The sequence below is a fragment of the Acinetobacter sp. 10FS3-1 genome (assembly GCF_013343215.1).
Taxonomy (GTDB): Bacteria; Pseudomonadota; Gammaproteobacteria; order Pseudomonadales; family Moraxellaceae; genus Acinetobacter; species Acinetobacter lwoffii_C.
In genome coordinates this window covers 2041297-2061786 of the sequence record NZ_CP039143.1, presented here as the reverse complement: position 1 = coordinate 2061786, position 20490 = coordinate 2041297, and the positions used below count along the sequence as shown (strand labels likewise).

At 42.1% G+C, this 20490-nt stretch carries 18 protein-coding genes; 9 read left to right on the top strand and 9 right to left on the bottom strand.

Annotated elements, in window-relative coordinates; translation table 11 throughout:
- The first annotated feature begins 179 nt into the window (after positions 1–179).
- The 3 genes from carO to E5Y90_RS09685 all read left to right on the top strand — a co-directional run bounded on the left by carO (position 180) and on the right by E5Y90_RS09685 (position 3550).
- A complete protein-coding gene (carO, locus tag E5Y90_RS09695) occupies positions 180–917 on the top strand; it encodes an ornithine uptake porin CarO (RefSeq protein ID WP_174660109.1) in 738 nt (245 codons plus the stop codon).
- A 308-nt stretch (positions 918–1225) separates the two neighbouring features.
- Complete coding sequence (prpF, locus tag E5Y90_RS09690; protein ID WP_151205922.1) at positions 1226–2416, top strand: 2-methylaconitate cis-trans isomerase PrpF; 1191 nt, start codon at positions 1226–1228, stop codon at positions 2414–2416.
- Positions 2417–2641: 225 nt separating this feature from the next.
- Complete coding sequence (locus E5Y90_RS09685; RefSeq protein ID WP_151205369.1) at positions 2642–3550, top strand: polyprenyl synthetase family protein; 909 nt, start codon at positions 2642–2644, stop codon at positions 3548–3550.
- Positions 3551–3632: 82 nt separating this feature from the next.
- Here E5Y90_RS09685 and putP read toward each other — a convergent pair whose 3' ends face one another.
- From putP to E5Y90_RS09660, 5 genes are all read right to left on the bottom strand, one after another.
- Positions 3633–5144: a sodium/proline symporter PutP gene (putP, locus tag E5Y90_RS09680; RefSeq protein ID WP_151205571.1), complete on the bottom strand. Its 1512-nt coding sequence runs from the start codon at positions 5142–5144 to the stop codon at positions 3633–3635.
- Between the two features lie 215 nt (positions 5145–5359).
- Positions 5360–6214, bottom strand: a complete 855-nt coding sequence (locus E5Y90_RS09675) for an SPFH domain-containing protein (protein WP_151205570.1) — start codon at positions 6212–6214, stop codon at positions 5360–5362.
- 3 nt (positions 6215–6217) lie between these two features.
- The gene (locus E5Y90_RS09670; protein ID WP_151205569.1) at positions 6218–6700 is read right to left on the bottom strand and encodes an NfeD family protein; all 483 of its coding nucleotides are present in this window, start codon (positions 6698–6700) and stop codon (positions 6218–6220) included.
- Between the two features lie 102 nt (positions 6701–6802).
- The gene (locus E5Y90_RS09665; RefSeq protein ID WP_151205924.1) at positions 6803–7720 is read right to left on the bottom strand and encodes a patatin-like phospholipase family protein; all 918 of its coding nucleotides are present in this window, start codon (positions 7718–7720) and stop codon (positions 6803–6805) included.
- Positions 7721–7783: 63 nt separating this feature from the next.
- Complete coding sequence (locus tag E5Y90_RS09660; RefSeq protein WP_174660108.1) at positions 7784–8413, bottom strand: 1-acyl-sn-glycerol-3-phosphate acyltransferase; 630 nt, start codon at positions 8411–8413, stop codon at positions 7784–7786.
- Positions 8414–8549: 136 nt separating this feature from the next.
- Between E5Y90_RS09660 and E5Y90_RS09655 the strand changes: the two genes are divergently transcribed.
- Both E5Y90_RS09655 and E5Y90_RS09650 read left to right on the top strand, forming a co-directional pair.
- The gene (locus E5Y90_RS09655; protein WP_174660107.1) at positions 8550–9788 is read left to right on the top strand and encodes an MFS transporter; all 1239 of its coding nucleotides are present in this window, start codon (positions 8550–8552) and stop codon (positions 9786–9788) included.
- A gap of 356 nt (positions 9789–10144) precedes the next feature.
- Entirely contained in the window at positions 10145–11449 is a 1305-nt protein-coding gene (locus E5Y90_RS09650) for a DcaP family trimeric outer membrane transporter (protein WP_174660106.1), read from the top strand.
- Positions 11450–11722: 273 nt separating this feature from the next.
- Here the strand turns inward: E5Y90_RS09650 and E5Y90_RS09645 are convergent, their stop codons facing one another.
- Both E5Y90_RS09645 and E5Y90_RS09640 read right to left on the bottom strand, forming a co-directional pair.
- Positions 11723–12400 carry a DUF421 domain-containing protein gene (locus E5Y90_RS09645; RefSeq protein ID WP_174660105.1) on the bottom strand — a complete coding sequence of 226 codons (678 nt, stop codon included), beginning with the start codon at positions 12398–12400 and terminating at the stop codon, positions 11723–11725.
- A gap of 185 nt (positions 12401–12585) precedes the next feature.
- Complete coding sequence (locus E5Y90_RS09640; RefSeq protein ID WP_174660104.1) at positions 12586–13122, bottom strand: hypothetical protein; 537 nt, start codon at positions 13120–13122, stop codon at positions 12586–12588.
- 167 nt (positions 13123–13289) lie between these two features.
- Here E5Y90_RS09640 and E5Y90_RS09635 point away from each other — a divergent pair, with 167 nt between their 5' ends.
- The 4 genes from E5Y90_RS09635 to E5Y90_RS09620 all read left to right on the top strand — a co-directional run bounded on the left by E5Y90_RS09635 (position 13290) and on the right by E5Y90_RS09620 (position 16764).
- A complete protein-coding gene (locus tag E5Y90_RS09635; RefSeq protein ID WP_174660103.1) occupies positions 13290–14312 on the top strand; it encodes a molecular chaperone DnaJ in 1023 nt (340 codons plus the stop codon).
- Between the two features lie 115 nt (positions 14313–14427).
- On the top strand, positions 14428–15582 hold the full coding sequence (locus E5Y90_RS09630; RefSeq protein WP_217485901.1) for a toll/interleukin-1 receptor domain-containing protein: 1155 nt from the start codon (positions 14428–14430) through the stop codon (positions 15580–15582).
- Positions 15567–16160: a hypothetical protein gene (locus tag E5Y90_RS09625; protein WP_174660101.1), complete on the top strand. Its 594-nt coding sequence runs from the start codon at positions 15567–15569 to the stop codon at positions 16158–16160. The genes E5Y90_RS09630 and E5Y90_RS09625 overlap by 16 nt, the downstream gene beginning before the upstream one ends.
- Complete coding sequence (locus E5Y90_RS09620) at positions 16150–16764, top strand: TIR domain-containing protein (RefSeq protein WP_174660100.1); 615 nt, start codon at positions 16150–16152, stop codon at positions 16762–16764. Before E5Y90_RS09625 ends, E5Y90_RS09620 begins: the two co-directional genes overlap by 11 nt.
- A gap of 17 nt (positions 16765–16781) precedes the next feature.
- Here E5Y90_RS09620 and E5Y90_RS09615 read toward each other — a convergent pair whose 3' ends face one another.
- Positions 16782–17357, bottom strand: a complete 576-nt coding sequence (locus E5Y90_RS09615) for a toll/interleukin-1 receptor domain-containing protein (protein ID WP_174660099.1) — start codon at positions 17355–17357, stop codon at positions 16782–16784.
- 58 nt (positions 17358–17415) lie between these two features.
- Complete coding sequence (locus tag E5Y90_RS09610) at positions 17416–20310, bottom strand: valine--tRNA ligase (protein WP_174660098.1); 2895 nt, start codon at positions 20308–20310, stop codon at positions 17416–17418.
- Positions 20311–20490: the final 180 nt, after the last annotated feature.

Sequence of the window (20490 nt, the reverse complement as noted above, 5' to 3'; positions counted from 1 at the left end):
TTTTTAATGTGTACAAACATTGTTTAAAAAACACTTACCATTCAACAAGAAAAACTAATTTGTATCAAAAAACAACAAAAGCTAAGCAAAACTTGCATAAAAAATATTCATTAACTCCTTTATATTGAACTCATCACATAACTAATGATCAAAAAAAAGTTCTTTTAAGGAGAGAAATAATGAAATCTTTATATCAAGCTTTAGCTGTATCCGTTTTAGCGGTAGCAGCAGGCTCTACAATGGCGGCTGATGAAACAGTTGTGACAGATGAGGGTGTGGCATCTTTTTCTTTCTTTAAACCTGCTTCTGTTCGTGCTGAAGTTGGAACGACCGGTTATGGTGGCGCACTTTCATGGAGTGTGAACCCGTATGTAGGTGTAACCTTAGGTTATAACGGCGGTGATATTTCCTGGTCTGATGACTTGTCAATCAATGGCACGAAATACGATCTGGATATGGACAATAACCTGACCTATTTAAATGCCGAAATCCGTCCTTGGGCCAACTGGTTTTATATGGCCGCGGGTGTAGGTTATATTGATAATGATTATGGCCTAGAGCGTCGTCCAGGAACTAATGCATCATTTACAGTAGATGGATCACGTTTTGCTAACACAACAGGTGGAGATGTTCGTATTAATGGTGATTTATCCTATAAAAACAATCTTGCACCGTATGTAGGGATTGGTTTCTCACCAGCAATTACCAACCGTTGGGGCGTATTCGGTGAAGTCGGTGCCTACTATAATGGCAATCCAACAGTTAATTTAAATGCTAACCAAGCTGCCTTAGGTTTGGTGGGTGATGATGGCCGTACCTTGGGGCAGGCGCTTGATGCTGAAGAGCGTGAAATTCGTAATGATAACGAATATGAATGGCTACCGGTTGCCAAACTGGGTGTAAGCTTCCGTTTCTAAACATTTATCTCAGCAATAAAAAAACAGGCTACGGCCTGTTTTTTTATTTATCATCTTGTTGATAAAACTGAGTATCTATTGCCGGGATGAAGTCATAGAGTCATGGCAGCCTTTTCAGGTGAGTTTGAAGGGGAGACTGTGATAGGTCAGAATCCTTGAAGGATACCAAATGGCTTGATGGCCGGTTTTTATACTAAGGTCGGGCTTGGTAGTGTTGTGGCTTAAACCTACTATAGTTAAAACCTAGAGATCCAATAATCTAAAGAAAACAACGACAAATCAAGATAAATCAAAGGAAGAGAGCATTCATGAGTTTTGCAGCCCAGATCAAGATTCCCGCCACTTATATGCGTGGAGGTACGAGTAAAGGCGTATTTTTTAAGCTGGATGACTTGCCGCCTGCTGCCCGGCAGCCGGGCCGAATTCGTGACCAGCTCCTGCTACGTATCATTGGCAGTCCTGATCCCTATGGCAAACAAATTGATGGGATGGGGGGAGCAAGTTCAAGTACCAGTAAAACTGTGATTCTATCCAAAAGCCAGCAAGAACATCATGATGTAGATTATCTGTTTGGACAGGTATCGATTGATCGACCTTTTGTTGACTGGAGTGGCAATTGTGGCAATCTGACCGCAGCAGTAGGTGCATTTGCGATTTCCAATGATCTGGTGGATCAGGCACGTATCCCGGAAAATGGAATATGTATAGTCCGAATCTGGCAAAAGAATATCCAGAAAACGATTATTGCGCACGTGCCTATGCAGAATGGCCAAGTGCAGGAATTGGGTGATTTTGAACTGGATGGAGTTACTTTCCCGGCGGCTGAGGTGCAGATTGAGTTTCTGGACCCGGCGGATGACAATGCCGAAGGTGGCTCAATGTTTCCAACAGGGTACCTGACCGAAACGCTGCACGTGCCAAATATTGGCAGCTTTGAAGTCACCATGATTAATGCCGGTATTCCAATCGTATTTTTAAAGGCTGAAGATCTGGACTATAACGGCACCGAGTTACAGGAGCATATTAATAATGATGCCGCTGCACTGGCAAAGTTTGAAACTATTCGTGCTTATGCTGCCAAGCAGATGGGACTGATTCAGGATGTTAGTGAAGCTGCAACCCGTCAACACACACCGAAAATTGCTTTTGTTGCAGCACCAAAGACTTATATTTCTTCTAGCGGTAAAGAAGTCACCGAAGCGGATAGCGATATTCTGGTACGCGCCTTATCTATGGGGAAACTACACCATGCCATGATGGGTACAGCTGCGGTCGCAATTGCAACGGCTGCTGCAATTCCGGGGACATTACTAAACCAGGTTGCCGGTGGGGGAGAGCGGGAATCGATTCGCTTTGGCCATCCTTCAGGAACTTTAAGAGTCGGCGCACAAGCAGTTCAGGAAAATGGTGAATGGAAGGTAAAAAAGGCCATCATGAGCCGCAGTGCGCGTGTGCTGATGGAAGGCTGGGTGCGGGTGCCTGAAGATGTTTTATCTTAATGCTTTTTTTAAATCGCCTAAGTAAGCCTCTGGCCCTGCGGTGGGTTTTTATGGGGCAGAAGAAGTGCTTTCCTGGATTTATCTTGTATTAATCCAGGAATTACAGAACAACAGGTCGATTTAAAGCTGAAAATTCAAAGTAATTCTAGGTACAATGCCTGCTAAGCACACAGGCGTTTAGCCGCTTGTCATTCTATTTTTCTGGACTACGTATTCGAGGCGAATGTGTCATCTATTACTGACGTATCAACCCATGCATTAACTCAAGCACAACAACGGATTCACCACGACTTACTGGCCGCTTTAGAGGCTTTTGCCATTCCTGAGCCGCTAAAGTCGGCAGTCCATCATGCCGTGATGCTTGGCGGCAAGCGGGTACGTCCAGCCCTGTGTTATGCCACCGCCTCCCTAAAGCCCAACCAGAATACCGCTGCGGTACGCCGTGCGGCTGTTGCGATTGAATTTATTCATTGTTATTCACTGGCCCATGATGACCTGCCATGTATGGATAATGACCTGTTACGCCGTGGGCAGCCGACTTGTCATGTGGCCTATGGTGAAGATACGGCGCTGTTGGCCGGAGATATTCTGCAGTCCATGGCTTTTGAAATTCTGGGTAGCCGTCTGTTTGATCAGGGACCGGCTGTCGAGTCGTCGATTGTCTTGAAGCAGATGCAGATTTTAGCAACGGCCTCTTCAAAAATGGTCAATGGTCAGGTGCTTGATTTACAGTCTGAAGGCAAGAAAATTGATCAAGAGGCTTTAGAAACCATTCACCGTAATAAAACCGGTGCTTTAATCAGCGCAGCAATTATGATGGCGGCAGTGACAATCTTTGAAGGAACCGATCTGGCGATTCCTAAACTGCGTGAATTTGGACAGGTCATTGGTTTGGCCTTCCAGGTGCAGGACGATATTCTGGATATTATTTCCGACACGGAAGTGTTGGGTAAAACCGCAGGCAAGGATGAACAGGTTGAGAAATCGACGTATCCGGCCCTAATGGGTTTGGAGCAGGCCAAAATTTATGCCCAGCAATTACATGATCAGGCATTGACTGCTTTGGCTCATTTTGAAGGCGAAGCTGAGGAACTGATGCACATTACCCAGTTCCTGCTCCATCGTAAAAGCTAGTTGGAAAAATTGTGCCAAGACAGATGAAAACCCATCTATAAAAAAAGAGGACTTAACGTCCTCTTTTTAGTGGATCGCTCAATTATTTGCTTTGGTTATACAGACGTTCTGCTTCTTCAAAACGGGTGGTAATTGCGGCAGTTGGGGTTTTGTCTATCAGGCTCACCAGTACAATCGCAATCCATGAGCACATAAAGCCGGGGATAATTTCATAGATTCCAGCTGGAATAACTCCCAGACCAGTAACGCCCAATGTGTTTTTCCAGAGAATAACCATAGCAGCACCGACGATCATCCCTGCCAGAGCACCATTTAAAGTCATGCGCTTCCAGAACAGTGACAGAATAATCAGAGGGCCGAAGGCTGCACCAAAACCGGCCCAGGCATAAGATACCAAGCCCAGTACTTTAGATTCAGGATTACCCGCCATCCAGATGGCAAGCAGGGCAATCAGCAGCACCATTAAGCGGCCGACCCACACCAGTTCTTTTTGTGAGGCATTTTTACGCAGAAAAGATTTATAAAAATCTTCGGTGAGGGTGCTTGAACAGACCAGAAGCTGGCAGCTCAAGGTACTCATGACAGCGGCCAAAATTGCAGCCAGCACAATACCGGCAATCCATGGATTAAACAGGATTTTGGTCAGTTCCATAAATACTGTTTCAGGATTGGTACTCACAACAGTGGCTAATTCTGGATGAGCCTGGAAATAAGCAATACCAAAGAAACCGGCTGCAACTGCACCGCCCAGGCAAAGAATCATCCAGGTCATACCAATACGGCGTGCATTCGGAATCGACTTGACAGAATCTGCCGCCATAAAGCGCACCAGAATATGCGGCTGGCCAAAATAACCTAAGCCCCATGCCATCAGTGAAAGAATGGCTACGGTACTCAGATCACCCACCAGATTCATGGCCTGTGGACGGGCAGCTTCCAGCGCCAACGTGACCTGTGACAGATCGGAGAACGTCAGCAAGGTCACAATTGGCGTCAATAAAAGTGCAAAAATCATCAGGCCAGCCTGAATGGTATCGGTCCAGCTGACAGCCAGAAAGCCACCAATAAACACATAGCTGATGGTCGCAATCGCACTGATCCAGAGAGCTGTACTGTAAGACAGGCCAAACATACTTTCAAACAGACGGGCACCGGCAACCATGCCTGAAGCACAATAAATCGCAAAGAAAATCAGAATGACAAAGGCTGACACAATACGCAGGACTTTCTTCTGGTCATTAAAGCGGTTGGAGAAATAATCTGGCAGGGTCAGGGCATTGTGCTGGACTTCGGTATGTACGCGTAAACGCCCGGCAACCAGCAGCCAGTTCAGCCATGCGCCGATGATCAGGCCAATTGCAATCCACATCTCTGACAGGCCAGAAAGATAAATTGCACCTGGCAAGCCCATTAGCAGCCAACCACTCATGTCAGAAGCCCCGGCAGAAAGTGCAGTTACGAAACTACCTAAACGTCGGCCCCCTAAAATGTAATCAGAAAAGTTATTGGTTGCACGATAAGCCATCAGGCCAATCACGACCATGGCAACGATATAAAGAAGAAAGGTAATTAAGGTCGGATTTAGGGGACTCATACAATATCCATTTTCGAGTTTTCACAGGAGATCGAAATAAGGACTTTCATGATGACCAGAGTGACGTCGGGACGTATATTTCCAGCCAAGTCCGAAGGATTTCAAAATAAATGCGAAATTTAACCATAAATTCACACTCTTTGCTGAGATTTCTTGTCCCAAAGGAAAATAGGCAACCTGATGGCTGCCTGTTTTCAGAAGAGGAAGAGGGTATTTTAATGATTTCTTCCCATCACGCCGCGGATGGTATTGAGTATATCGGCAGGCAGTACCACAGTTTTGGCATTTGGAGATTTGGCCATATCTTGCATGGCTTTGACATATTGTTCACCAAGTAAATATGCCACCGGGATTTCATTATCTCCAATTGCAGAGGTCACCATGTCAATGGCACGTTGTGAAGACTCAGCCAAAACGACTTGTGCTTCCGCATCACGGCGTGAAGCTTCCAGACGACCATCCGCTTCCAGAATGGCAGCCTGTTTTTCACCATCGGCCTTGGTTACGGTTGCACGGCGCTGACGTTCTGCAGCGGCTTGTTCTTCCATTGCGGTCTGCATCGTAATAGATGGCTTAATATCTTGAATTTCTACGGTTTTTAAGGTGATGCCCCAGTCTGAAATATCATCCGAAATACTGGATTTTAAACGCGCCTTGATATGGTCACGTGAAGATAAAGCATCATCCAGATCCATTTCACCCACGATAGAACGTAGTGAAGTCTGAACCAGGTTTTGGATGGCCCAAGAGTAATTTTCAATACCATATACGGCTTTTTCAGGTGTGGTCAGGTTGATATACGCCACGGCATTCATGAGCAGCACCGCGTTATCACGGGTAATCACTTCTTGAGAGGGAATATCCAGCACGATATCTTTGGTTGTGACTTTATAGGCGACTTCATCGACATAGGGAATGACAAAATTCAGGCCCGGATTCAGGGTGGTATGGTATTTACCGAGTCTTTGTACAATCCACTTATAACCTTGCGGAACAATACGCACACCTTTAAAGATGGTAATTGCAACAAAAGCTAAAAATGCAAGAACAATTATAGAGCCACTAGACATAGCTTATTCACCTTTTTCATTTTGATAATGAGTGCTGTGGGGTTGTACGACCAGGTCATTGCCGAGAATCTCTACGACACGAACACGATCTCCGACCTGTACCTTATCCAGTGCCCGGCAATTCCATTCATCTGAGCCTAATACCGGCATGGGAAAGCGTACCCGGATTTGCCCATGCTCCATATTGGTTTGAATGACCATGCCAATTTGACCAATCGTGGCTTCACGTGACAATCCGGCCTTGGTCTTGTCGGTTGAAAGCGGCTTGATAAATTTGAACCAGAGTAGCGTACACAGAACCGAAAGCACGATCCAGGTCAGGAGCTGGGTGGTCAGACCCATCATCGGGAACATCCAGTACAGAATACCGACCATGAGGGCACCTATCCCGAACCATAGGGCAGCAAATGCAGGCAAGAGTAATTCTGAAAGGATCAGCAGAATCCCTAATACAAACCAGTGCCAAGGTTCAAGAACTAATTCCATATCGTGACCTATATCGCTAAGTATTTAATTAATCATCATCTTTATATGATTTGCTCCAATGTAACAGATGCTGCCACAGATGAATATAAAAAAACTCGTGGATCAGAATCTGGCAGGGCGTGGCGGTTTAAATGCAGCCGGAGACTGTTTGAAATCATGAATGGCTTTTTCAATGGCGCGAATTTTCAGCTGGGCGGCTTTTTCACCTTCCAGAATGGTGGCATTACTGGACTTTAAATCAAGCGTGCCGATATGGCCCACTTGCGGCTGAATCACCACGGTCGCTTGTTTCAGCTCTTCATTAATACTTTGCTGTCCCATGATATTAATAGTTTGATCCAGCAGTCCCCACATATTGATGGCTTTGCTGCTGTCCGGCCGGGCAGAAATATCTACGGCAATCACCAGATCGGCGCCCATATCCTTGGCCGTTTTAACCGGAATCGGGCTGACCAGACCGCCATCAATATATTTTTTGCCGCCAATGACTGCAGGCACAAAGACATTCGGAATACTGCAAGAGGCACGAACGGCTTGTCCAGCATTGCCTTTAATAAAATCTGCCTTACGTCCATTGTCTAACCGGGTAGCAACTGCGGCAAAACGGATCGGGAACTGTTCAATAGGTTTGTTCGCAATCTGGCTATTGACGTAATCCTGAAGTTTTTGGCCCGCAATAATCCCTTGCCGGTTCAGGGTTAAATCCCGAATATCGGATTCTTTAAAATTCAGTGCAATTTGTTGTAATTGATAAGGAGACTTACCGCTAGCGTACAGGCTGCCGACAAAACTTCCGGCACTGGTGCCAGTGACAATTTTCGGTTTAATGCCATGTGACTCCAGGACTTTCAGCACCCCGATATGGGCAAAGCCTTTGGCTCCGCCGCCGCCAAGCGCAACGGCGACCACCGGTTCGCGCGCTTTAATCGGAGTCGTAGCAGTCGGAGTTTTACTGGCTTTATCACAGCCAGCCAAGCTTAGGCCAAGACAGCCAATAAAAGCATAATGAGCGAATTTCATTGTAGAAAATGACGGTTAAATCAACAAAATTGAGGCTATCACATCAAAAAAATCGGTTTTTGCCTAGTCTTTTTTCAAAAGCTTTTGTAACGGCTTCGCCACCCAGGCTGGATTTTTTGCCGAGAACTTGCCTGTATAATGTTGATAGATCTGTTCCAGGTCGTATTCATAGTCACCGGTCAGATGATAAACCCCCAAGATATGGATGGTCTTGAGGTCATAATCAAAAGAGAACATGACAATCGGTAGCTGTGCCTCTTGGGCAATATAATAAAAACCGCTACGGATTTTTTCCGGTGCCTTGCGAGAGCCTTCAGGCGCCATACCAATCCAGATTTGTTCGGACTGTTCAATAATCTCTACAATCTGCCGGGTTTGTCCTTGTGCGCTACTTCGGACGACTGGCACCACACCCACCCACTCCAGAATCGGTTTCAGCGGAGTACGAAACAAGCTGTCTTTCCCAAAAATAGTAATCTGGATTCCAAGACCCAGCAGAGCATTAAACCCCAACCAGGCATCAATATTGGAGGTATGTGGCGAAATGATAGCAACCGCTTTAGGCAAATCCGGAAATTCTCCTTCGATTCGCCAGCCTTGGGCTAAAAATAGCTGTTTAAAAAAGCTCCGGCTCAGTTTGCTACCGCGAGAAGGAACATGCGGAGGAAGGGTGGGAAAGCGTGTCATGGTCATCAGCGTTTCTTCCTGAAACTCATTTCTCTTTATTTTTGATCATATTAGACTGTTGTAAAATCTGGATCATTGGCAAAATATATAGCATTCTTTAATGCCTTTGGTGCATTTTATCTTTCGGGGACCTAGTCTAAATATGCGGAATACTTATATTTTATTGTTTTCCCTATATTGGGCGCAGGGACTTCCGGTTGGGTTTATGACTCATGCCTTACCCGTGATTCTGCGAGCACAGGGTGTGTCTTTGGCGCATATCGGGGGATTTGGTCTGCTCATGTTGCCCTGGTCGATTAAAGTCTTCTGGGCGCCGCTGGTTGACCGTTACGGAGTTAAAGCCCAAGGGCATTATCGAAGCTGGATTATTCCACTGCAATTGCTGTCAGTTGCCGTATTAATAGGTCTGTCTTTTTTACCTATTCAGGCTTTAAACCAGCCATTGTATCTACTGGCTTTTTTTACCGCATTGCTGCTGATGAATGGGGTCGGTGCGACTCAGGACATTGCTACCGATGCGCTGGCAGTTAATATCTTAAAAAATGAACAGCAGCATTGGGGCAATACTTTTCAGGTGATTGGCTCACGTCTGGGCTTTATTGTGGGTGGCGGAGCGATTTTACTGTTTCTGGATTTACTGCAATGGCAAAGCACTTTTTTATTCTTGGCTGCACTGGTTTTTCTAAATATGCTGCCGATTTTAAAATTTAAAGAACCCTCGCACCATTTAGCTGTATCCGAAACAGTGCCGGCTTCGACCCGAATTCGAATGAAAACCTATTTTCGATATTTCTGCTCGGATTCTACCTTGGCGAGGTGGCTGCTGGTTTTACTGACCTTTAAAATCGCTGATGGATTATCCGGGCCGTTATTAAAACCTTTGATGGTTGATATGGGCTTGAGCCTGAGCCAGATTGGTATCTACGTGACCATGTTAGGGGCTTTTGCTGCCTTGCTCGGCGCAGGGTTGGCTGGCTGGTGTCTGAAATACTGGTCTCGATCGCGAAGTCTGCTGGTTTTTTCAATAGTTAAAATATTGACGCTGATGGCTTATGCCTGGTTAGCCGGACAATATGAAGCGCAGCTACCAATCAATCATTGGGTCATTTATGCCATAAATGCCGCAGAAGATATGGTGTCTGCCATGCTTTTGGTGGTGATGTTGACCTTGATTATGCAATATAGCCGCAAGCATCTGGCGGGTACGGATTTTACTTTTCAAGTTTCGGTGATGGCCACAGTGAGTGGGGGCTTATATAGCCTGAGCGGGATATTAGGAGATTATCTGGGCTATACCCAGTATTTAACCTATATTGTATGGATCAGTGTATTGCTATTATGGCCGATCATATTGTGGGGCAGAACAACGCAGAAATCCTAATCATTGCAAAGACATCAATTAAATCCGTATTAAAAATAATCAATATATTTTGAAAAAGTCGTTAATACATATTTTAGCTAAAAGTATGAGATAAAAATGATTTCAAACTGAGTTAAAAATTGTTAAATTCCTGATGTTTTCAAACGACTTGTTATATAGGCAGGTTAAAACGTAAATCCAGTAAAATCAGGTGATGTGATCAGGATGATGTTTTAACCCTGCATATTGTTCAGGAGTTATCTCGCGAGATAATCAAATAAGTCAGTTTATAATTATAGATATTCAACACGGTTTAGGTTTTTGGGAATCAGCAAGCTTTCAAAGCCAATGAACGTTTGTTCAATATGGAGAATGTAATGAGTCAAGTTTTAACACGAAAGTTTTTAGCTAAAGGATTAGCAGTTGCAGTAACCACCTTGATGATGGGGACGGTTGCACATGCTGAAACACAAGAGCAAAAAGAAATTAAGCAGTTGCGTCAAGAAATTGAAGCATTAAAAGCATTAGTCGTACAGCAGCAACAAGTTCAGCAAAATCAAGCCGTGCAGATTGAACAGGTTAAAGCGGCACCCCAACCATCAGCAGCTGCACCGAAAGCGCTAGCTACAAAATCAGATACCGAAGTGAAGCTATATGGTTTTGTTCGTGGTGATGCGAACTATATCATTGAAGGTTCAAAAGGTGACTTTTCTGATGTTGCTAACGTTGGTAACGGTAAAACCAGTCAACCAAATGCTCAACAAACCAAAGATAAATTCGTTGCAACAGCAAAAACAACACGAATTGGCCTAGATTTTAAAACCAATGTCAACGGTGCAGAGGTGGGCGGTAAACTTGAAAGCGATTTCGCAGGGTCTAGTGATTCATTCCGTATACGTCACGCATATTTAACCTATGAAAACTGGTTGATTGGTCAAACCCAATCTAACTTCTTGTCAAATCACGCACCATTTATGATTGACTTCAGCACCAACGTCGGTGGGGGTACTACCCGTACACCAATGGTTCGGTATGGTTTTGATTTGGCACCGGCAACGCAATTGTTCCTGGCGGCAGAAAAGCCAAACTCAAGTGCTGAAGGCATCAAATCAAGCGTACCAACATTGACCGCTAAATTGGCACACAACTTTGATGACAACAAAGGTAATGCGTCTGCGCGTGCTTTAGTTGAAGTGTATAAAGATGAAGATATCAACAAGCGTAAAACAGGTTGGGGGCTAGCAGCAGGTACAACGTATCAAGTGCTTGATCCTTTAAAAGCGACGCTAGATGTCAGCTATACCAAAGGTGTAAATGGTATTTTGTATGGTACCAATGCCAATGCTGCATTCGTACAGGCTGAAGATGACCGTCGTATTGAGCAAAATGAAATTTGGGCAGTACAAACGGGTTTAACTTACAGTATTTTACCTAACTTAAAAACCTCACTTGGTTATGGCGCATTGTTTGCTGACAAAGACACAGACTACGCAAAAATTAATAATACGCCACTTAATATTGTTGCAAATAAAGAGGTACAACAAGCATGGTTAAACCTGGTGTATTCACCAGTTAAACCACTTGAGTTCGGTATTGAGTATGTCAACGGTGAGCGTAAAACCTTTAATAATGAAAAATTCAAAGATAACCGTATTGGTTTAATGAGCAAATATAGCTTCTAATTGATGAGCTGAAGTTTAAAAAAATCCCACCACTTGGTGGGATTTTTTATATCTACATACTTGACGATAAGATGTCTTTAATAAAGCCTGAGAATTGCTATAGGCTTGAAATACAAGTTTTAATTTGGATTTTTTATTTGAGTAAGCGCTGTAATTAGGCAACTTTATATCTTACTTTAGACATTGGGGGGGCGTATGATGAATCAAGCATGACCTTTCTGTGAGCATCGGCCCTAATTAGAATTTTTAATTTATCTGAAACATCGGTCTACTTTAAGTGACGCGATAACTGTTCATGGCTTCTATCCAATCCGCGCTCGTACAACGTGGGCAGATCTGTTCTACATGAGAAAGATGCTGAACTTGTCCACAGTAAATACAGGCGTAAAGCTGCTCTGGCTTCACGTCTTGAATGGTCATACAGGTTTTGGGGAAAAGAGGTAAGCCAGGTCGAACATCCTCTGGCTTAAAAAATAGGATACTGAACTTTCCATCTGTTTCCAGTAGTCCGGTACGGACCTGTCCCAGATGTTCGATACCTTGCTGACGCATTTCAGCAAAGAATTCATCATGTGACATTTTACCTTTTTTGATTTCTTCGACCACCAATCTGCCATTTTCAACGATATAAATCGGTTTGCCTTCGAGCAAATCTTCAAAGGGTTGATACTTCATCATCAGCCATGTGGTCAGGCGGTACATAGCAATGATAATACTCATAATGAGCAGTGCCTGAATCAGGGGTAGATCTTTGGTAAACATTGGATCACCGGCAATCGAGCCGAGGGACAAAATAATGGCCAGTTCAAATACCGAAAGCTGCCGTACGCCACGTTTACCGGTCAGCCGTAAAAATAAAATAATCATGATAAACATACACACACAGCGCACCACAATTTCAGTGGCAAATTCCCAGGTGGTATCGTGGATAAAGATCGTGGCCCAATCCATATAAGCTGTCCCTGCATCTCATTATTGGTTTAGAGTCTAGCAATCTGACACGTTTATTTGCTCTGTGTTTATGTAAGCTTTTGAATACAGAAAACATTAACTTAATAAAACGAATTTTAGATTTAGATCGCAATATAAATTTTATTGAGTGAGTTTATTGATCTAACCGAGTACTGAAAATAAGTTTAATCCTGTAGGGCATAAATTTTTTCAATCTGCATAATCAGCTGATGACTTAGATCGTGAATATGCTGGCTATGCTTGCTGAGTAAAGCTTGATGTTTGAGCTGTTTTTGATCCTGCGGCTGTAATAAATGTTGTTGCAGAATCTCTTCAGAATGAAACAGTTCAAATGCCAGTTGATTCAGGTTGGAGTCATAAATTTGACTATGTACAAAGATATGCAGTTCCTTGGAAAAAACTGGAATCAGTTCCAGGTATTCAGTTTCCAGCGTTTGCAGGATATTCTGGGTACTTTGCTGATGTAACTGCATTTGTTGAATAAATTCAGTGCTATAACGGCGAATACGATATAGGGTAGGGAGCAGGGTGACAAAGTACTTCTGTTTTTGCTTGTCTTGCAGGGCATCATCACGATTTTGTGCCAAATGGTTTAAATATAAGGGCACACTAATCGCCACAAAAATTGCAATTACAGAGCCAATCGCTTGCACCCATGCGGCAAGTTCCTGATTAAAGATTAAATCTGCTTGCGTCGGCATCTGAATCTCCTTTTCAGTACAATGATGACTGGAAGCCCTGTCGTATCGATTCCTTGATATTAAACAAAAGCTGCCCAAATAGGGCGCATATTTGTACCGATTGTGGGCATACAGCTCAGGTATAAAAGCGTTAAACTTATCGCTCTGTCCTGTTTTTCTTGCACGTCATGTCCTTTGAGTTAGAAACTACGCCACACGCTATTTTAGATGTCTCACCCCAGCATAGAAAGCTGAATGTGCTGATTGATCAGATTGAGCAACAAAAGCGGTTACTGCTGGCATGGCAAACTGCTAAAGATGAAATTCGTGTCTATAGTCAAAAGGCGCTCATGCCTGCGTATCGCGAGTTATATAGCACGCTGTATGAGCAAATGCAGATACTGTGGAATAGCCTAAGTTATTATGATTTAAGCAAGTCAGATCGTGCCGTGGTGGAAGATAAAATCCAAACGCTTGCTCGCTTACTCCAAGGTTCTCATTTGCTGAGTCAAAAGCAGTTAGATGAAGTAGAAAAAATGTATGCTTATTATCAGCAGGCAGATGAATATTCAAAGAAAAAAACCAAAAAGAAGAATACAGACAGTTTTGATCAATCTGAAAATATTGAATCTCCCGCTGATGAAGATTGGAATAATGACCAATATCAACAAGCAAAAGAGCAAGCCAAATTAAAGCGTCAGCAAGCTAAACAAGCGCAAGCGGAAAAGTTAGTAAACCAGTCACTTAAAATCGTGTATTTAAAAATTGCCTCGATTATTCACCCTGACCGTGAGCTAGATGAATCTAAAAGAGTTGAAAAGACCGAACTGTTACAACGTGTCAATGAAGCCTATGATCAGGAAGATTTATTCTTTTTACTGAAACTTCAGCTTGAAGTGGAACAAAGTAAAACTGGTTCAAATAAGGGTTTAAACGCAGAGCAAGTCAAGTTTTACCAACAGGCGTTGGAAGCGCAAAGTCAAGCATTAAAGATACAGATTCAGGAGTTGATTAACTTTCTCGTGTGGTCAAATAAAGCCAAAATTGCAGTCCAGAAGTCGAAAGGGCGATTGAATATTACGGACTTATATAAGCAGATTGATGCGGATGTGTCTGCGGTCAAGCAACAGCTGAAAGCAGAAAAGCAAAGACTGAGCTTTATGGAGAAAGAGAGCGGGTTGGAGATGTTGTTGGAGCATGGAGTTTTATAAAAAAATTAAAAATAATAGATATTTAGCCTTGAATTATAACTTTTTGAACAGATATATTTGATCAAATATTAAAAATCAAGAGGCTGCTTTGAAGCACTATTATCAACTAATATTTATGGGGGCAATTGATCATCAATTATTCCCAAAAGTTAAAGATGTTTTTTTTGAAAGAATTGATGAATTAGGAATTGATAAGTCATTCTTTAAAATTCTTGATAGATATAATTTTGAAGAATATACAGATGCAAATCCCGCTTTTTGTATTTATATGGGACAAAGAACTGACACCAGCTTTTTAGATGAAGCCATTGTTAATAAATTGGTAAAGGATGCAACTTTATTACTGCCATTGATTGATGAGGATTTATCTGAATTTAATAATTTAGTACCTAAATCAATTCAAAAATATAATGGATTGAGTATTTTAAGATTGACAACGGATTTGGCTATTGTAAAAGTTGTGAATAATGCTTTAGAGGCTTTTAATCTACTTAAAGCAAAGCGCCGTGCATTTGTAAGTTATAAGCGTAGCGATTCATCAGGCGTTGCGATTCAGCTATATGAATATCTTGAACAACATAACTTCGATGTATTCTTAGATACTCATTCGATTCGTAAATCTGAGTCATTCCAAGAAGAATTATTGCAGAGAATGATTGATAGCGATGTGGTTGTATTACTAAGTACAGAAAATTATTTGGAAAGTGAATGGACACAGAAGGAGTTAAGTGAAGCAAATCTTGCATCTATTGGCTTAGTTCAAATTGTATGGCCCGAGTATACTGTAATACAGGGAGCGCAACTCTCAGAAATATTCAAATTAGAAGCATCAGACTTCATAAACAATGATTTTCGTAATGTTAATGCTAAGTTAAATGAAGATAGTCTTTCAAAAATTGTCCATTTTACTGAAGCATTGAGAGCACGAACTTTAGCTTCACGTCAAGATAAGCTTATTTCTACATTCATGCATTATGCTGAAAAATCAAAGGTAACAGCAACGCTTTCAAGCCATAAGTTCATTGAGCTTGAAAAAGATGGTGAAAAATCGGTAGTCGTTCCTGCTATTGGTATACCAAATGCACTTAATTATGAACAATCACAAACTTTGATTAAGTCTATTTATGAAGAAGGTTTAGATAAAATTTATATTCTATATGATGAAATTCATATTCGAGATATTTGGGTGCGACATTTAAGTTGGTTAAATGAGCATTTGCCAGTAAAAACCAAAGAAATTGGTAAGGTGTCAGAATGGCTAGCAATTTAAAAAAAATATTTTTATCGGCAAGTATTCCCTTAGCTGATAGAGACCCTAAGTATTTTGATACTGCGGATAACACAGCAATACGTGATGCCGTGATTGCTCTAGCTAGAATTGTTTTACCGAAAGCAGAGTTGGTGTGGGGAGGTCATCCCTCTATAACTCCATTGATTAAATTGGTTTTAGAAAAGCAAAAGCTGAAAGTTGAAGACCACGTTACGCTCTACCAATCTAATTTTTTTGCTAAATTTTTTCCACCTGAAAATGAATACGTAGAAAAAATTATTCGTACAGATGCCTTACAGGATAGAGCTTCTAGTCTGCAGCTCATGCGTGAAGAAATGATTGTTAAAAATGATTTCTGTGCAGCTATTTTTATTGGAGGAATGGAGGGGGTAGAAGATGAATATAAACTATTCAAAGAAGCTCATCCTGATGTTCCTGTATTCCCAATAGCATCAACAGGTGCAGCTTCACGGATTTTATATTTTCAAAATAAATTTGAAAATGAAAGATTATTAACAGATTTTTGTTATTTACCATTATTTGACGAATTATTTAAGGGGATTTTAGGTGGGGAATAAGATTTTTATTTCATATAAGTATGCTGATTCAAGCGTACAAAAACTAAGTTCCACTTCATATTGGGAACAAACAACACCACGCCATTATGTTGATATTATCCAACAAAAACTTTTACCTAAATATGGTCACCTTAACAAAGGTGAAAATGATGGTGAATCGCTAGCAACCTTTAAAGAATCTACAATATATTCAAAACTAGCAGATAAGATTTTTGATAGTTCTATTACGATTGTTCTTATTTCTCCGAATATGAAAGTTTCATATCCATTTGAGAAAGATCAATGGATTCCTTGGGAAGTTTCGTATTCACTTAGAACTAAAAATAGACGAGGCAATTATAGTAATCCAAATGCCATATTAGCCGTGGTTTTACCTGATTTATTTGGAAACTATAATTATGTTAATAATTATGGTTTTGGATTTGAAATTGTAAGAATGAATAAGAATAATCTTAAACCTGCATATTCATATGGATTATATGATAATAATTATATTGTTACATGTACATGGAGTCAGTTTCTAAGTCAATTTGACAGTTGGATTGAGAAAGCACTTAGAAACCGAAGCAATGTAGACAAATATAATTTGAGAGTTAATATTTAAGAATTATTCAGGTGTGTTCATCGAAGTGACACACCTGAAGTTTTTGTAAAATATGTTGTGAATAAGCTTCCATTTATTTCAGCATATTTAAATTCATTCAAAACATTTAGGCTGTTTTTTTCAATTTTGGGATAAAGTCCTAAATACTCTTGTCCTGTGTAGTATCCCTCTGGATTCTGTCTAATCGGCAAAATGCCAATTTTATTTGGTTTATAACCATCAAAATAGCCTAATTCCCAAGGCATCCATTTTGAAGCAGTAGCATTATTTGAATCTACATATAATAAAAATTTGGATTGCTTCATTCGAGTGCGAAGTACATCAGCAGTTTGAACATTGACATTAGCTCGATCAAGCTGAGGATCATCTACCCAATCGATATATACGCTATATCCACTGTCTTCGATGAATTGTTTTACTCCTAAGATTAGTTGTTTATCTTTTGATGAATGTGAAAGAAAAATATCAAAACTATTGCGGTTTTGTTGTTCTTGAATTGTCTCATTTAAAATATTATCAAAGCTGTAATATTGAGATTTTGATCTAGCTTTTAAAGCATAGTTATTGATTTCATCAAATGTATAAAAACGCATAAAAATCCCCTCAAATTTGAGGGGATTTTAGCTTATTTTTTAGAGATTTAACAAGAAATTAAAGCGCCGCAATCTGCTCCATATTCGCTTTAATTTTCGCTAACTGATCCGCAAACTCAGCAAGTTTCACTTTCTCACCTTCAACCACAGCCGCAGGTGCTTTTGCTACAAAACCTTCATTCGAAAGTTTATTCGCGATCTGGTCATGCTGCTTTTGAACCTTGTCTAAGTCTTTTTGCAGACGACCCAATTCCGCTTTAGGGTCAATGAGGCCCTTCATTGGAACGAATACAGACACATGACCGACTACAGAAGACGATGACAATGGCGGTTGTTCAGCATCCGCCAGGAAAGTAATGCTTTCAACTTTTGCCAATGCTTTAAACAATGGTTCAATACGTGCAATTTGTGCTTTTTCAGCATCAGTGGTGTTTTGAAGCAGAACAGGCAACAAACGCGCATTGCCTAAGCCCATCTCACCACGGATGTTACGTACCGCACCAATCAAACCTTGCAGCCATTGCATGTCCGCTTCAGCTTGGTCATTGATTAACGCTTGGTCAGCAACAGGGTACTGCGCAAGCATAATGGTTTCGCCAGAAATGTTGAGTTTCGGCGCAAGCGTTTGCCAGATTTCTTCTGTCAGATAAGGCATCAACGGATGAGCCAAACGTAAAGACGCTTCCATTACTGCAAGAAGAACACGACGCACTTCAGCTTTACGTTCTTCAGATACAGTTTCATCATTCAGAACTGGTTTAGTCAGTTCTACATACCAGTCACAGTATTCATTCCAGATGAACTCATAAATTGCTTGTGCAGCCAGGTCTAAACGATAGGTTGCAAATGCTGTTTGTACTGCCTGTTCCGCTTTTTGCAGACGGCTGACAATCCATTGTTCAGGCAATTCCCACAGGTCTTGACGTGCTTCTGAACCAATGGTTTGACCTTCAACATTCATCATCACGAAACGGGTTGCGTTCCAGATCTTGTTGGCAAAGTTACGGTAACCTTCAACACGCTTCATGTCGAACTTGATGTCACGACCGGTGTTGGCAAGCGCACAGAAGGTGAAACGAACCGCATCAGTCCCGTAAGACTGAATTCCTTCAGGGAATTCTTTTCGGGTTGATTTTTCAATCTTAGCAGCCTGTTTCGGGTTCATGAGCCCTGTCGTACGTTTTTGTACCAGTGTTTCTAAATCTACACCGTCAATCAAGTCGAGTGGGTCAAGTACGTTCCCCTTAGATTTAGACATCTTCTGACCTTCGCCATCACGTACCAGACCATGTACATACACAGTTTTAAACGGTACTTGTGGGGTGCCATCTTCATTTTTCATGAAGTGCATGGTCATCATGATCATGCGGGCAACCCAGAAGAAGATGATGTCAAAACCAGTGACAAGTACATCAGTCGGGTGGAAGGTATTTAAGAAGTAGTTCTCAGCATCTTTTTTCGCATCGCCTGTCCAGCCTAAAGTCGAGAATGTCCAAAGAGCAGATGAGAACCAGGTATCAAGTACGTCTTCATCTTGGCTTAACTGAACGTCAGCAGGGATGTTGTTTTTCGCCCGCACTTCAGCTTCGTCACGACCAACAAATACATTGCCGTCAGCATCGTACCAAGCAGGGATACGGTGACCCCACCACAATTGACGTGAGATACACCAGTCTTGAATATTGTTCATCCACGCCATGTACATGTTGCTGTACTGCTCAGGTACGAACTTGATACGACCGTCTTGAACCGCTTCAATGGCAGGTTTGGCAAGTGGTGCAATTTTTACATACCATTGGTCAGTCAGTAATGGCTCAACAATGACACCTGAACGGTCACCGCGAGGTGGCTTCAAGGTGTACGGTTGAATTTGGTCTAACCAGCCTTCCGCTTCTGCTTGAGCGACCAATTTTTTACGTGCTTCAAAACGTTCTAAACCAATGTAGTCTGCAGGGGCAGGGATGGTTTTAGAAATTTGCTCGCCCGCTTTTGCGATGTATTCAAAATCGCTCAACACTTCCGCATTTTTGTTGAAGATGTTGATGATTGGCAATTCGCAACGTTTACCCACGTCATAGTCATTGAAGTCGTGTGCAGGGGTGATTTTTACACAGCCTGTACCGAATTCTTTGTCGACATATTCATCTTTAACGATTGGAACCGCACGGCCTGTAATCGGCAGGATGATGTTTTGACCTACCAAGTGCGCATAGCGTTCATCATCAAGCGCAACAGCAACCGCTGTATCACCGAGCAATGTTTCAGGACGAGTCGTTGCAACAACGATGTGGTCTTTACCGTCGTGGGTACGAAGTGACTTATCTTCAAAGAAGTATTTGAAGTGCCACAGTGAACCTGCTTCTTCTTTATCAGACTCAACTTCAAGGTCAGAAAGCGCAGTTTGTAGTTTTGGATCCCAGTTAACCAGACGTTTACCGCGGTAGATCAAGCCATCTTCATGCAATTTTACAAACACTTCTTTGACTGCATTGGATAGACCATCATCCATGGTGAAGCGTTCACGTGACCAGTCCACAGAAGAGCCCAGACGACGGATTTGATGCGTAATATTTCCGCCTGATTGTTCTTTCCACTCCCAGACTTTTTCAATGAACTTTTCACGGCCCAGATCATGACGGCTGATACCTTCTGCACCGAGCTGACGTTCTACCACCATTTGGGTGGCAATGCCGGCATGGTCAGTTCCTGGCTGCCAAAGCGTATTTTTGCCAGACATGCGGTTATAACGGGTCAGGGCATCCATAATGGCATTGTTAAAACCATGACCCATATGCAAGCTACCGGTGACGTTTGGCGGTGGAATCATGATACAGAATGATTCACCTTTTTCAGAGGGCTTGAAATAGCCACGCTCTTCCCACGTTTGGTACCATTTTTTCTCGATCTCAGTCGGATCGTAAGTTGTAGCAATATTTTGCGCTGAATCAGTCATAGTTCGAACAGATCAAAAGTAGATGAAAAATTGTAGCTATTGTAGCAAAAAAAATAAGGACTGCGGCAGTCCAAGCAGATGCAAACTTTAACCGGACTGCTTGAGAGATTGATGGCCCTATGGTAGAACGGAATAAAAGGCGACTCATCGCAAATGACAAGAATACGACTCGGATATGAG